Origin of the sequence: Kitasatospora sp. NPDC058046 (genome assembly GCF_042885595.1) — a bacterium.
In the GTDB taxonomy this organism is placed as follows: domain Bacteria; phylum Actinomycetota; class Actinomycetes; order Streptomycetales; family Streptomycetaceae; genus Kitasatospora.
This window is the reverse complement of sequence record NZ_JBHVRS010000017.1, coordinates 26,322-39,767: the sequence shown is the minus strand read 5'-3', so window position 1 is coordinate 39,767 and position 13,446 is coordinate 26,322. Positions and strand designations below refer to the sequence as shown.

General features: G+C 74.5%; 11 protein-coding genes. 6 read left to right on the top strand and 5 right to left on the bottom strand.

The features are described from left to right. The first annotated feature begins 312 nt into the window (after positions 1-312). From ACFVU7_RS29375 to ACFVU7_RS29365, 3 genes are all read left to right on the top strand, one after another. Entirely contained in the window at positions 313-1,671 is a 1,359-nt protein-coding gene (locus ACFVU7_RS29375) for a cytochrome P450 (protein ID WP_388048021.1), read from the top strand. A gap of 136 nt (positions 1,672-1,807) precedes the next feature. Beyond that, positions 1,808-2,785, top strand: coding sequence for a pentalenene synthase (locus ACFVU7_RS29370; RefSeq protein WP_388048019.1), 978 nt, complete (start codon positions 1,808-1,810; stop codon positions 2,783-2,785). Between the two features lie 73 nt (positions 2,786-2,858). Further along, positions 2,859-4,058, top strand: coding sequence for a cytochrome P450 (locus tag ACFVU7_RS29365; protein ID WP_388048017.1), 1,200 nt, complete (start codon positions 2,859-2,861; stop codon positions 4,056-4,058). 171 nt (positions 4,059-4,229) lie between these two features. Here ACFVU7_RS29365 and ACFVU7_RS29360 read toward each other — a convergent pair whose 3' ends face one another. Beyond that, complete coding sequence (locus ACFVU7_RS29360) at positions 4,230-4,901, bottom strand: hypothetical protein (protein ID WP_388048015.1); 672 nt, start codon at positions 4,899-4,901, stop codon at positions 4,230-4,232. Between the two features lie 10 nt (positions 4,902-4,911). Here ACFVU7_RS29360 and ACFVU7_RS29355 point away from each other — a divergent pair, with 10 nt between their 5' ends. Continuing rightward, complete coding sequence (locus ACFVU7_RS29355; RefSeq protein ID WP_159028481.1) at positions 4,912-5,055, top strand: hypothetical protein; 144 nt, start codon at positions 4,912-4,914, stop codon at positions 5,053-5,055. A gap of 90 nt (positions 5,056-5,145) precedes the next feature. Here ACFVU7_RS29355 and ACFVU7_RS29350 read toward each other — a convergent pair whose 3' ends face one another. Further along, positions 5,146-6,057 carry a S41 family peptidase gene (locus ACFVU7_RS29350; RefSeq protein ID WP_388048013.1) on the bottom strand — a complete coding sequence of 304 codons (912 nt, stop codon included), beginning with the start codon at positions 6,055-6,057 and terminating at the stop codon, positions 5,146-5,148. 58 nt (positions 6,058-6,115) lie between these two features. Between ACFVU7_RS29350 and ACFVU7_RS29345 the strand changes: the two genes are divergently transcribed. Further along, entirely contained in the window at positions 6,116-6,622 is a 507-nt protein-coding gene (locus tag ACFVU7_RS29345; RefSeq protein WP_049652949.1) for a winged helix-turn-helix domain-containing protein, read from the top strand. Positions 6,623-6,665: 43 nt separating this feature from the next. Here ACFVU7_RS29345 and ACFVU7_RS29340 read toward each other — a convergent pair whose 3' ends face one another. The 3 genes from ACFVU7_RS29340 to ACFVU7_RS29330 form a co-directional block, all read right to left on the bottom strand. Further along, positions 6,666-7,556: a transglutaminase-like domain-containing protein gene (locus ACFVU7_RS29340; RefSeq protein WP_388048012.1), complete on the bottom strand. Its 891-nt coding sequence runs from the start codon at positions 7,554-7,556 to the stop codon at positions 6,666-6,668. 191 nt (positions 7,557-7,747) lie between these two features. After that, a complete protein-coding gene (locus tag ACFVU7_RS29335) occupies positions 7,748-10,666 on the bottom strand; it encodes a poly(A) polymerase (RefSeq protein WP_388048010.1) in 2,919 nt (972 codons plus the stop codon). Then, positions 10,666-12,462, bottom strand: a complete 1,797-nt coding sequence (locus ACFVU7_RS29330) for an RNA ligase family protein (protein ID WP_388048009.1) — start codon at positions 12,460-12,462, stop codon at positions 10,666-10,668. The genes ACFVU7_RS29335 and ACFVU7_RS29330 overlap by 1 nt, the downstream gene beginning before the upstream one ends. Before the next feature lie 198 nt (positions 12,463-12,660). Between ACFVU7_RS29330 and ACFVU7_RS29325 the strand changes: the two genes are divergently transcribed. Beyond that, positions 12,661-13,446 carry a class I SAM-dependent methyltransferase gene (locus ACFVU7_RS29325; protein WP_375872929.1) on the top strand — a complete coding sequence of 262 codons (786 nt, stop codon included), beginning with the start codon at positions 12,661-12,663 and terminating at the stop codon, positions 13,444-13,446.

The following is a 13,446-nucleotide window of genomic DNA, read 5'->3' as shown; positions in this document are numbered from 1 at the left end:
GGCCGATGGAGGTCAGGCCGGAGCGCAGGTCCACGCGGGCGTCGGAGGGCCTGCGCTGGATGACGGCCCAGCGCATCGAGGTCTCCGGCGGCGTCCTCCTCTGAGCGACCGGGTGGTGTTCCCCGGGGCCGGAATGCGCGGGCGGTGGGGGAATTCACGCCGTACGGCTCAAAATCACCCCGGTGGTGCAATTCCAGCCGGTCCCTTGACCTCTCCCGATCCGTCGGACGATGATCACCGTGCACCGCGAGCGAATGAACGTTCCAATACCGGGCTGATTTCCGGTCCGAGACTTCAGGGAGGTGCGGGGCCGTGCGTTCCATCAGCGCTTCCACGGCGGCGCCCGTGGCACGGGGGCGGGTTCCACTGCTCGGCCACCTGCCGCAACTCGCCGTCAAACGCGTGGAGTTCCTCCAGTCGATCCGGGCGCAGGGCGGCATCGTCAGGATATTCCTGGGCAATCGGCCGGTGTTCGTCCTGAACTCGCCCGAGGCCGTCCACGAGGTTCTCCTGACGCAGAGCCGGAAGTTCGGCAAAGGCCTGCTGTTCGACGTCGCACGGCCTTTCATCGGCAACGGCATCATCACCTCCGAGCACGACGTCCACCTCCGTCAACGGCGCGCGCTCCAGCCCGCGTTCCGCCGGGACACCATCGCCGGCGGCGTCGCCACGATGGCCGGCATCGCCGAGGAACAGGTGTCCTCCTGGCGCCCCGGCGAGGTGATCGCCATGGACGTGGTGCTGCGGCGGACGGTCACGGCCATGCTCGTGGCCACCCTGTTCAGCACCGAACGCCCGGACGGGGCCCGGGCCGTCGCCGAACTGGGGGAGCGCGTCGCCGAGCACCTGAACACGGTGATGCGCGGGGTCCTCGTCGGCACCCTGCTGCCCGCTCCCCTCGCCGCCTCACCCGCACTGGGGCACCGCCGGTACCTGGCCGCGGCCACGGCGCTGCGCGAACTCGCGGACACCGCCGTCCGGCAGGCCCGTCAGGACCCGGCCGACCGCGGCGACCTGCTGTCGATCATGTTCGCCGGCACCCCGGGCAACCCGCGGGGGATGACCGACGTGGAGGCCCGCGACGAGCTGCTGTCCCTGCTCATGGCCGGCGCCGAGACCACGGCCACCACCCTGGCCTGGGCGCTCCACGAGATCGGACGGCGCCCCGAACTCACCGAGCGGATCAAGGCCGAGTGCGACGCCCTGCCCGCCGGCGCCCCGCCCGGCGCGGCGACGCTCCCGTTCACCGAGCGGTTCCTCCGCGAGGTGCTCCGGCTGCACCAGCCCAGCTGGCTGCTGATGCGGCGCGCCCTGGAGCCCGTGCGGGTCTGCGGGGTCGACCTCCCGCAGGGGGCCGAGCTGATCTACAGCGCGCTGACGATGCACCGGGACCCGGCCCACTACCCGGACCCGCTGCGGTTCCACCCGGACCGGTGGCTCGACCGCCCCGAGAAGGACCTGCCGCCGGGCGCCTACGTCCCGTTCGCCCTGGGCAACCGGAGGTGCATCGGGGACCACTTCGCGATGACCGAGATGCTGGTCGTCCTGCGCGCGGTCGTCTCCCGGTGGCGGCCGCGACCGGTGGCGGGCCGCCGGGTCCGGCCGGTGGCCCACGCGCTGATCCGGCCCAACGCGCTGCCCATGCGCGTCTCTCCCTGGCCGGGCGACTGAACCAGCCCCGTTCCGTACGGCTCCGATTTCGTACGGCCCGGTTGCGCTCGGCTCCGTTCCGTACGGCTTCGTTCCGCACTGCCCCGACCCTGACCCGGCCCCGTTCCTGTTCCCGTTCCCGGAGGTGCACCTCACCATGACAGCCACGGCGGAGACCCTCTCCCCGGGCCCGCAGGCCCCGGCCCCCGACCCGCTCCCCTTCCCGAGCCGGACCAGCCCGGACTTCCGGGCCGCCCACGACCGCCACCTCCACTGGCCGCGGTCCTTCGGCTTCCTGGCCACGGACGCGGAGCGGGACCACCACCTCAAGGGTCAGTTCCCGCTGATCGCGGCCATGTTCTACCCGAACGCGACCGGGGCCGAACTGGACATCGGCGTCGACCAGCAGAGCTGGTACTTCCTGTTCGACGACGCGCTCGACGAACAGTGGGGCGGCACGCCCGAGCGGGTCCGCCACCTCGTCGGACTCGTCCAGGAGGGCGTCACCGGGCAGGCGTCCCCGCTGCCGCTGGCCGCCGCCTTCGCCGACATGCGGCGGCGCAGCTGCCACGGCATGCCGGAGGACTGGATCCGGCGCTCGGCGGCCCACTGGTCCTCGTACCTCGACCACCACGTCCACGAGGCGCGCAGCCGGCAGTCCGGTGCGCCCATGCCGTTGAGCACCTACCTGCGGGTCCGGCGCCACACCATCGGGGTGGCACCGGTCGTCGACCTCGCCGAGCGGCTGTCCTCCTGCGTCCTGCCCGACCACCTGTACGCGCTGCCGCACCTGTCCGTCATGCGCGAGATGACGAAGACCTTCATCATCTGCGACAACGACATCGTCTCCCTGGAGAAGGACGCGGCCCAGGGGGAGCGGAACAACCTGGTGCTCTGCCTGGAACGGGAGCACGGGCTCTCCCGGGCGGAGGCGCTCGACCGGGCCCTGCACCGCCGCGCCGAAGCCCTGGAACTGTTCACCGGCGCCCACCGGGCCCTGCTCGCCGGCACGGCGACGGACCACCTCGCCCCGGCCGAACGCGACCTGCTGCGGCGCTACTGCACCGAGGCGTTGCAGACCACCATCCGCGGCGCCCACGACTGGCACCACGCCTCCACCCGGTACCACGGCTAGGCCGACGCCTCCCCTTCCCCTGCCCTGTCGCGCGACCGCGCCCCCGGACCGATCCAGCTGAGGAGCCCGCACCATGCCCGATCACCGCTCGGCGTCCTTCGTCGCCTCCGAACGGGACCGGACCTGCCCGTTCGACCCGTCGCCGGACCTCCGCCGGATGCGCGAGGAGGACGGCCTGCCGCGGCTGCGGGTGACCCATCCGGTGCGCGGCGAGATCGACGCCGTCGTCATCACCCGGTACGGCGACGTCCGGGCCGCCTTCGCGGAGGAGCGCCTGGTGACGGGCAACGGCATCGACCCGGCACTGCCGCGCACCCTGTTCAACCACCCGGGCTTCCTGCCCGCGTACAGCGGCCCGGAGCACGCCCGGCTGCGCCGGATGCTCACCGGCAGCTTCACCGTCCGTCAGGTCGAGCGGCTGCGGCCCGCGATCGAGGCGATCGTCGCCGAGCATCTCGACGCCATGGCGGAGCAGGGGCCGGTCGTCGACCTGGTCGAGGCCTTCGCCCTGCCGATCCCCTCGGCGGCGATCTGCGAACTGCTCGACGTCCCGTACGGGACCAGGGCGATGTTCCAGCGCTGCTCCCAGGTGATCATGGACGGGACCGCCGACGCCGGGCAACTGGTCGCCGCCTCCGACGAGTTGAACGCCGCCATGGCGGACATCGTCGCCCGCAACCAGGCCGCCCCCGGCGACGGCGTACTGGGCGCGGTGGTGCGGCAGCACGGCGCGGAGCTCACCGACGAGGAGCTCATCGGCTTCGGCACCACCCTCCTGGTCGGGGGCCACGAGACCACCGCGACCCAGCTCGCCCTGAGCGTGCTGGCGCTGCTCCGCCACCCCGACCAGCTCGCCGCCCTACGCGACGATCCCGCGGTCACCGGCTCGGCGGTGGAGGAACTGCTGCGCCATCTCGCCATCCCCGCACCGCTCCTGCGCACCGCCGTGGCCGACGTCGAGGTCAACGGCCACCGGATCGCCGAGGGCGAGCACGTCCTGCTCTCCCCGCTGACCGCGAACCGCGACCCCGGGCTCGTCCCCGAACGACCGGACGACCTCGACCTGCGCCGCCGCCCGGTCGCCCAGCTGTCCTTCGGCTTCGGCGCCCACCAGTGCCTCGGCCAGCAGCTGGCCCGGCTGGAACTGAAGGTGGCCCTGCCGGCCCTGCTGCGGCGCTTCCCGACCCTGCGCCTCGCCGTTCCCGAGGCGGAGCTCCGCTTCCGCGAGGGATCGACGGTCTACGGCGTCGAGGCGCTCCCGGTCACCTGGTGACGGGTCGGCGGGGTCTGCCGGGCCGGTGTCCGCACTCGGTGCTGGGGGCTCAGCGGGAGGCCGCGCGGGGGAGCTCCGCGCGGCGGACGGCGGGGGAGGCGAGGACCTCGCCGCGTTCGGCCTTGAGGAGGGCCAGGCAGGCGGGTACGGGCTTCCAGGAGCCTGATCAGGTCAGGAGTCCTGGACGAGCAGCCTGCCCTGGGCGCCGTCCTCGGACACGAAGGCGAACAACCTCGGCGACGAGCCGAGATTGAGCTGGAACGGCACCCAGTTCGAGTCCAGCTGCAGCAGCAGCCGCCAAGGGCCGCCCTCCGGCCACTCGTCGCCCTGGAAGAACAGCGGTGTTCCGCCGATCTTGTCGCCGTCCATCAGCTCGATGCAGCGGTCCCGGTCGGCGGAGGGCAGGGAGTCGAGTTCCTCGTCCGTCATGGAATCGGGCTCGTCGGCGGGGCGGAGGTCGACGGTGAACTCCACCTCCGACCCGTCGACTCCGTACAGCCCGGGGCCGGTCACCAGTGGGCGCATCGGGCCGGCATAGCCGCCGCCCGGCTGCACGATCACCGCGTTCTCGCCGCCGTCGGGGTCGATGATGTCGGGGTCGAAGAAGTGCTCCTCGTGATCGGCGTGGGTGACGAACACGTAGGCGACCTTTCCGTCACCGGCCGCTCCGATCACCGGGCCCAGCTCGATCTGACCGACGAACCGCATCGGCCGGTCCCATGCCGCGCTGATCGGCCACTGCGGGCCGGCCAGCCACACGGGCTGGCCGCCGAACTTGGTGGTCGGAGTGGAGATCGGCCGGCCGGTCGCGGAGAAGCCCTTGATGCGCTGTGTTCTCACCATGCCGGGCATCATGCCAAGTGACAGCGACATCACTGCCGCAGGTTGCCTGGACCGCCGCCGCGGGGCCGTCGCCCGGGTCCCGGTGCTCACCGGCCGGGTGCCCGGCGGCCTGGTCCAGGCCCTGCTGAGCATCAACCGCGAGCCCGTCAGGTGAACGGGGCCGCGGTCATCGGGGCCCCGGACTCCTTCGCCGTCTCGACCATGCCCCGGCGTCGTCCCGCAGAGGCGAGTCCGAGGACAGGCCCTACGCCAGGCGCGCCGCGGCCAGGGCCAGGGCGCGGTCGAGTGCCGTGTCGGCGGCGCAGGGGACGTCGGGCTGGACGCCGACGCCCTCCCAGTTGGTGCCCGAGACCGGGTTGACCGCGCGGGCGAAGGGCACGCTGAGCTCCAGGTGCGGGTGCACCGTAAAGCCCTCGCGTGGGTGGGCACCGCCGCGGGTGACCTCCCCGACGACCTCGGCGCGGCCGAGCTGCTGCAGGTCGTAGGCGAGTTCCTCGCCCCCGGAGAAGGTGTCGGCGCTCGTCAGCACGTAGATCGGCTTGGTGCCGCCGAAGCGGGCGCCGGGGACGAACGGGGGCGTCCAGGACTGCGCGCCCACCTCGTCCTTCCGCGAGAACATGGTGTTCAGGTGGGTGCGGCCGTCGAGCAGGTAGGCGCAGACGAAGGCGACCGTGTTCGGGTCGCCACCCGTGTTGCGGCGCAGGTCCAGGATGAGGGCGCGGGCGGGGGCCACCAGGGAGAGCGCCGCGGTCAGCGGCGGTGCTGCCCAGTCCAGCGGGAACAGCTTGGGGCCGATCTCCAGGACCGCGACGCCGTGGTCGAGGAGTTCCACGCGGGGAACGCCGTTCAGGAAGGTGTCGAACTCCCTGCGCACCATGGCGAGTACCGCCGCACCCGGCTCCGGCGGCACCGGCACGGCGTGGTACTTGAGGCCCAGGTGCAGGTCGCCGTTGACGGACCGCAGGTCCGCGGTGACCGCTTCGGACAACTCCTCGGCGGATTCGGTCCGGTAGGCGCCCTCGGCGCTCCGGCGCCTCAGCAGGTCCGCCAGCTGCCCGGCGACATCGGGGAAGACGTAGTTCTCACGGACCAGGTCGGCTATCGACTCGACGAGGGTGACGGTGTCCAGGGCGGACGGCGTTGTGGTGGAGGTCATGGAGAGGCAGTAGACCAGCGACTTGCCAAAGCGTCAACCGTACTTAACGCTTGATCAGATGAGTCACCGACCGGACGAGACCGTCCAGCAGATCAGCGCGCCGCTGCAGCACGCCGCGCTCGCCCACCCCCTGCGCCAACGCCTGCTCTTCGCCCTGAGCAGCCGTCCGTCGACGATCAGCCGGCTCGCCGCGCAGCTCGGGGCGAACAAGGGCAGCGTCTCGCACCATCTCAGGGTGCTGGGCGAGGCGGGGCTGGTCCAGGACGCGGGAACGCGACGGGTGCGCGGCGGCACCGAGAAGTACTACCGGCGGACCGCCGATCGCTTCTTCGTCGCCGAACCGCAGGTCGAGGGGACGGCCGCGCTGTTCGGCGCCGTCGCCCAGGAGTTGGACCGCTCGCCCGTCGACCACCTCCTGGCGCTGCGCCACCTCCGACTCAGCCCGGCCAAGGCGGCGCGGCTCGTCGAGGCGCTGGCCGGACTGGTCGACGAGACGGAGGAGGACGCGGAGGGCGAGCCGGTGTACGGCCTCCTGGTGACGCTCTACCAGCAGGCCGGGGCGTAGGGGCGGGCTGCTCCGGCAGGAGGGGGCGAGGGGCCAGGGGCCGTCAGCGCAGGGTGACCTCGCGGGGGCCGTTGAAGGGGGCCAGGGACAGGACGGTCTTCGGGGTGCGCAGCGCGTCGTGCTCGGAGAAGAGCCGGCGGACGGCGGGGAGGTCGACCGGGCCGACGGTCAGGTGGGCGACCTCGTCGTACGGGGCGTGGGGGGTGTTGGTGGAGCCGGTGCCCCAGGTGTCCCAGAGGAGGGTCTCGACCTTGTTCAGGGCCGCGAGGTCGAGCCGGGTGGAGTGGGCGACGAACCACTCGCCGTTGAGCGGGCCCTCCTCGGGCGGGTGGACGCCGAAGGAGCCGGCGGTGGAACGGTCGGCGCGGATCGTGCGCCAGGCCCGGCCGGCGACCAGGAAGCGGTCGCGCGGGACGTCCATCGGGTCGAAGTCCACCCGCCAGGCGGCGGCGACCTTCGGGTCGGCCAGCTGCGGGTCGGCGAGCAGCCAGCCGCGCCGGTCGTCCCAGTACTCGGTGGCCACGTGGTCGCAGTGGAAGCCGTCCGGGCCGAGGTAGCCGGCGAAGCCGCAGCGCAACCGGGCCGGCACGCCGACGTGGCGGAGGAAGGAGCAGAGCAGCAGCGCCAGGTCCCGGCAGACGCCGACGAAGCGGTCGGCGGGTGCGCGCGGGTGGCTGAGCGGGGCCGGGTCGCGGTCGGTGATCAGGTGCAGGATGTCGTCGAGGTAGCGGGTCTCGGCGTCGTGGTGGAGCCGGTTCGCCGGAATGGGGTGGTGGAACAGCCAGCCTTCGAGGCGGTGGATGATCAGGTCGCGGGCGATCCGGGCGAGGCGGCGCGGATCCTTGGGGAGGTCGGCGTAGCGGGGGAGGTGGGCGCCGGGGTCGGAGAAGGTGCTCTGCCCGAGGTAGAAGGCGGGGAAGTCGGCGGAGGGCACGGGGAACTCCCATGGGGCTTCGGCCGCATGATCGATGACTGGGCCGCTGGTCCTCACCGTGGCAAATTTCGGGGGCGATTGTCCAGAAGAGACCGATGGGCAGGGGTGGTTCGGCCCATCGGGGTGGTCGGGTCGGTCCAGCAGGTGGGGGTGGTCCAGGCAGGAGGGATGGTCCAGGCGGGAGGGGTGGTTCAGCGGGTCGGGGTGGGGGCGCCGCCGCCGTCGACGTGCTCGACCCGGACGCCGGGCAGGGCCCGGGACCAGGCCTTGGCGAGCGGGGCGAGCCGGGCGGCGGAGAGCGGGGCGGGGCCGAGGCCGATCGGGAGGTGGAAGCGGCCGTCGGCGGTCCGGTACGGGTGGGGCCAGGCGTGCAGCCGGGTGACTCCGGCCTCCTCCAGGGCGGCCAGCAGGGCGCGGACGCGGCCCCGGGCGAGGCCGAGCGACTCCTCGTCGGCGCTGACCACGGCCCAGGCGGCGTGCCGGCGGTGCAGCGGGGGAGCGGCGAGCAGGGCGGGCCACGGGGGTTCGGCGGCACCGGGCCTCTCGGGTGCCTCGGGCGCATTGGGAGCCTTGGAGGAGTCGGCGGCCTCGGTGGCTTCGGCGGCCTCGGTGGTGAGTTCCCAGGCGCGGTAGAGCTCCTCGGTGAGCAGGTCGCGGGTGTCGGCGCTGACCTGGGTGGTGCAGCTGCGGACCGGGGCGGAGGGGGTGAGGACGGTGAGCGGGCCGGAGGCGGGCGGCGTCGGACCACCCGTGAGGGCGACGGGCCGGCGCCAGTCCCAGCCCGCCCAGGTCTCGGTGAAGCGCTGGAAGAGGTCGTCCTCGGGGCCGTCGGGCGCCTCCAGGACCGTCCGGGCGGCCAGCACCGACCAGGCGAGCGAGGGCAGTTGGCCGAAGGGTGCCGAGTCCAGGCCGCGCGCCCGCGCCCAGGCCTTGACCTGGCGGGCCAGCCGGACGAAGCGGGCGTGGCGGTCGCCGAGCGCCGCCAGGACCGCCTCGGCGTCCGTGACGGCGCTCAGCGCGACGGCCTCCGCCTCGCCCAACTCCGCACGGTGGTCTACGGCTTGGGCCGGATCGAGGGCGCCGGTGAAGACCACCACGAGGTCGACGGACAGGCCGTCGGCGGTCAGCCGGAGCCCCGGCACCCGGGCGCCGCGGACCTCGCGCAGCCGCCGGGCCTCCGGCAGCGCGGCCGCCACCCGGGCGCGGACGGCGGGCAGATCGGCGGCGCCGGGCAGCGCCACCACCAGGTCCAGGTCGCCTCCGTCCAACTGGCAGCCGAGCCGTCGGGAGCCGACGGTGTGCACCACGCCCTCGGGCAGGGCCGCCGCGATCCGGCTGGCCAACTCCATTGCTGCCAGGGCGTGTTCGGGCGGCTCCGGGGCCGGTGAGGCGAGCGGCTGCTCGGGCACCGGCCGCACCTCGCCGGTCCCCAGCGAGACCACGGCGCGCGGCCGCATCGGCTCGGCGCCCCGGCGGGAGAGCACCACCAGCTCGCCGACCCGGGCCGAGGCCCCGGTCAGCCGGGCCGCGCAGTCGGCGGCCACCCGCTGCGGGTCGGCGCTGCGCCCGAGGCTCAGGTGCGGGGTGAAGCCCTCCGCCCGGCCGCGGCAGCGCGGGAAGCGCCGTTCCAGCGCGTGCCGCAGCGCCGACCAGGGCGTGGCGGAGGCGGCGGCCGGGTCCAGCCAGACGGTGGCGTCCTCGCGGTGCCCGAAGGTGTGCACGCCCTCCAGCCGGGCGGTGAACGGCGCCACCTCGGCGGCGGCCGCGCCCAGCAGCGGCAGGGCGCGGTCGAACTCGGCCTCCGGGACGAAGCCGAACAGCAGGTTGACGTGCGGGGGCCAGCGGCGCACCTGCGGGTCGTACGCCTCGCGCAGGCGCTGGATCGGCGGCCACAGCTCCTCGGGCGGCAGCCAGGCGACGGCGGTGCGGGCGGTGGGCGCGGCGTCGAGGGCCGCGGCTCCGTCGCCGTCGCCGCTTTCGAGGAGGAGGTCGACGGCCACGCCGTAGTGGTCGGAGGGCAGGAGCCCGTCCTCGTCCGGGCGGTCGCCGAGCAGGACGGCCGCGGTGGCGCGGGTGTCGTCGGCGCGGTGCAGGACGCGGTCCAGCCGGCCCGGGCGGCCGGTCAGCGAGGAGACCGCGGCGAGCGGGTTGGCCGTCGGGTCGAAGGTGGGGGTGTCGTCGCCCGGCCCGTGGACCTCGGCCCAGGCGTCCCGCAGGCCGAGCGCGGCGGCCGGGCCGGCCGGGCCGGAGCGGCCGTCGTTGAAGTCCCCGAGCAGCAGCAGCTCTCCCTCCACGCCCGCCAATCCCTCGGCGACCCGGGCGAGTTCGGAGCGGCGGCGGTCGGCGCCGTCCGGTGAGTGGTCGCTGCTGAGGTGGACGGCGGCGACGGTCAGCGGTGCGCCGGAGGCCCGTACCGAGAGGGCGGTGACGGCCTTGTGCGGGCCCAGCGCGTGCCGCCCGGCCGCCAGCACCGGCAGCCGGCTGAGCAGCAGCAGGCCGTGGTCGTCGACCTCCGGCCCGAGCGGGTCGGCGCCGAGGGAGTACCCGGCGCGGACCCAGGGCGCCGTCAGCAGCAGGGCGATCAGCTCCGGCTCGACCTCCTGGAGGGCGATGACGTCGGCGTCGGCGGCCGCCAGCGCGGCGAGCAGCAGCGGGCGGCGCCGGGCGGTGGCGATCCGGTCGGCGTCGTAGCGGTCCCACAGGGTGTTCCAGGTGACCACGCGCAGGCCGGTGGCCGTGGCGGCGGACCCGGCGGTCCCGGCGGTCCTGGTGGTCTCGCCGGTCCGGGCCGGCCGCCAGCCGCCGTCCGGGTGCCAGGCGTACGGGGTGGTCGCGGTGAAGAAGGGCGCGGGCAGGAGCGGCGGGTCGGTGCGGCGCCCGGCCTCGGTGCGGTCGAGCAGGTCCACGCCCGAGGCGCGGTCCCAGACCCGTACGCCGTCCGCCTCGACCCAGTGCACCCGGTGCCAGGGGATCTCGCCGGAGGCGGTGAAGGCCTCCAGCGGGACGCGCTCGGTGCGGTCGTCGCGGTGGCGCACGCCCAGGGAGAACCGGGCCGGGTCGAAGCGGGCGTCCCAGCGGATGCGCTGGCAGATCTGTTCGATGGGGCGCATCAGTCCTCCTGCTCGTCGAGCGTGCCCGCGGTGTCCTCCACGGTGCCACCGGGGCCGACGTACCAGGTGCGGTGCGCCTGGCCGGGGTAGGGCGGGCCGAAGCGGTGCAGCTGCGCGGTGAGCACCTGGTCGGGCACGGGGTGCGGGCGGACGGCGTTGCGGCGCAGCAGCTCCTCCTCGCCGACCACCAGCACCACCTGGGTGACCAGGGCGTCGCGGCGCTGGGCGACGGCGTGGACGTGGGAGCGCTGCTGGCGGTTGAGCGAGGTGGCGTCCCAGACGGCGGTGGCGCCGGTGGATCCCGCAGGGTCACCGGTGGATTCTCCAGGGCCGGGGGCCGGTGCGGCGGCCAGGGCGGTGTCCAGTCGGGCCAGGCCCTCGCGCAGCACATCGGCGTTGTCGCGCTGGTCGGCGCGCGAGCCCCGGGCGGCGCGCAGGTCGTCCAGGCTGATCCGGGCGGTCACGCCGGTGAGCCCGGCGGCGAAGCTGCTCTTGCCGCTGCCGGAGGGGCCGCACAGGTGGACCAGCCGGGGGAACCGGCCGTCGCGCCAGCGCCAGGTGGCCGCGACGGCCTCCTCGGCGGTGGCGATCCGGCCGAGGGCGTACGCCTCGCGGGCCTGGGCCCAGCAGCGGTCGGCGGCGTCGTGGTCCAGACCGGCCAGCGCCGTCCGCAGCTCGGCCCGCAGCCGGGCGAGCGGCGCCTCGGCGAGCAGCCCGGCGTCCTCGGCGTACAGCGCCGACCAGGCGACCTGCTCGCGCTCCGCCCGTCCGGGGGCGGCGGTCGCCGCGACGGCGTGCAGCACTCCGAGGTCGGCGGCCGCCGAGAGCCGGACCAGCCCGGCGCGGCGCTCCTCGTCCGGGTACGGGTGCTGGAGGGCGGGGTGCAGCCCGACCAGGTCGGCGACCCGCCGGGCCAGCGGCAGCCCGAGCGGCCCGGCCAGCAGCGGTGCCAGCGACTGGCGGCGGGCGGTGCGCAGCGCGGTGGCGAGCACGCCGGCCAGCCGGGCGTCCCCGCCCCGGCCCAGCTCGTCCAGCCGGGCCGACACTTCGGCCAACTCATCGGGGGAGCAGGAGAGTTCGGGTATGCCCAAGGCCGCCGCGAGGGCGGCGGGCTCGGGCAGCGCACCGGAGCGTACGGCCCAGAGCGCGGAGCCCGGGGCGAGCCCGTTCTCCACCACCGCGGCGTGCATCCAGTGGGTGTCGGTACGCACGTGCCGCGGACGGACCCACTTGGCGACCCGCTCGCCGAACTCGGCCCGGGAGAAGCCCCGGACCGTCCGCACCACGTACCCCTCTTGCCGGTCGAGGTCCAACCGCAGGGCGCGCAGGGCCCGTTCGTCGTAGCGGCCGCGCCACAGCACCCGGGGGACGGGCACGCCGAGGCGGCGCAGGAAGCGGACGGTGTCGTCCCAGTCCAGGCAGTGGTCGCCGTCGAGGTCCCCGCCGTCGCTGCCGCCCGTCCAGACCGAGAAGCCGTAGAACCAGCTCTCCAGGTCGGTGTACGGGATCGAGTGCCGGGCGAACAGGTTCTCGCCGCAGATCCGCCAGCCGTCCGGGACGCGCGGGGCGATCCGGCTCTGGAGTCCCTTCACCCAGGCGCGGGAGGGGTGGTGGGCGGAGTCCAGCGAGCGGGCGTGCAGGCCGTCGCGGTAGAGCGTGGTGTTCTCGCCGTCGAGCTTCTCGGTGACGACGACCTCGGCGCCGGCCAGCGCGGACAGGTCCCCGGCCCGTACGTCGTCCGCCGCGGCGCCCGGTGACCAGGGCAGATGCGGCGTCCGGGGGTAGTGCACACGCATGTCCGGCTCCCTGGGCGTTCTTGATCAGGCGGACACTGTAGGAGCCGCCACGGACGCCGGGCCACCGATTAAACGGGGCCTGGCGGTCGCGGAGCGGCGTGGACGACACGCGGGCAGGAACGTCCCTGCACCCCCGCGCCGCCGCCCCGGGGTGCAATGGGCGCCACCTGGCACACCGTCAACAGGGGAGGCCGACAGGTGGAGACGACGACGAGGGACGCGGACCCGGTCCGGGTCCTGGACGTGACGAGTGCCGACTACCGCCGGGCGTTCGAACTGTTCCTGGCCGGGACGGACGAGAAGCCGATCACCCACGCCCGGCTGAGCGAGATCGTGGCCACCCTGCCGCACCGCCGGGTCCTGCTCGACCTCGGCGCGGGCGACGGCCGCACCACCGCCCACTTGAGCCGCTCCTTCGACCGCACGATCGCGGTGGAACCCAGCGCCGCGATGCGCGAGAAGCTGGGCGTGGCCTGCCCCGACGCCCTCGTCCTCCCGGAACCGCTCGACCGGGTCCACCCGCCCGAGCAGGCCGACCTCGTCCACCTCTCCCACGTGCTCTACTACGTGCCCGAGGCGGACTGGTTCGGCACCGTCAGCCGCGCCCTGGACTGGACGGCCCCCGGCGGCACCCTCCTGGTCGTGCTCCAGAACCCGGAGAGTCCGTGCATGCGGATGGCCGCGCACTTCACCGGCGTCCGCTACGACCTCGCCCCGCTCGCCGACCGCCTGCACGAGCGGCACCCGGAGCACGACTACGCCCTCGAAACCCTCGACCTCCACTACCGCGCGCCCGACCTCGCCGAGGCGGTGGACGTCGCCGAGTTCATGGTCAACGTCGCCGACCTGGCCACCCTCGACCCCCGCCCCTCCCGCGCGGCCCTGGCCGCCTACGTCCAGGAGCACTTCGCCCTCCCCGGCGGCGGCTACGGCATCGGCCACACCCAGGACATGCTCGTCATCCGTCGGGCCGACCGGGCCTGA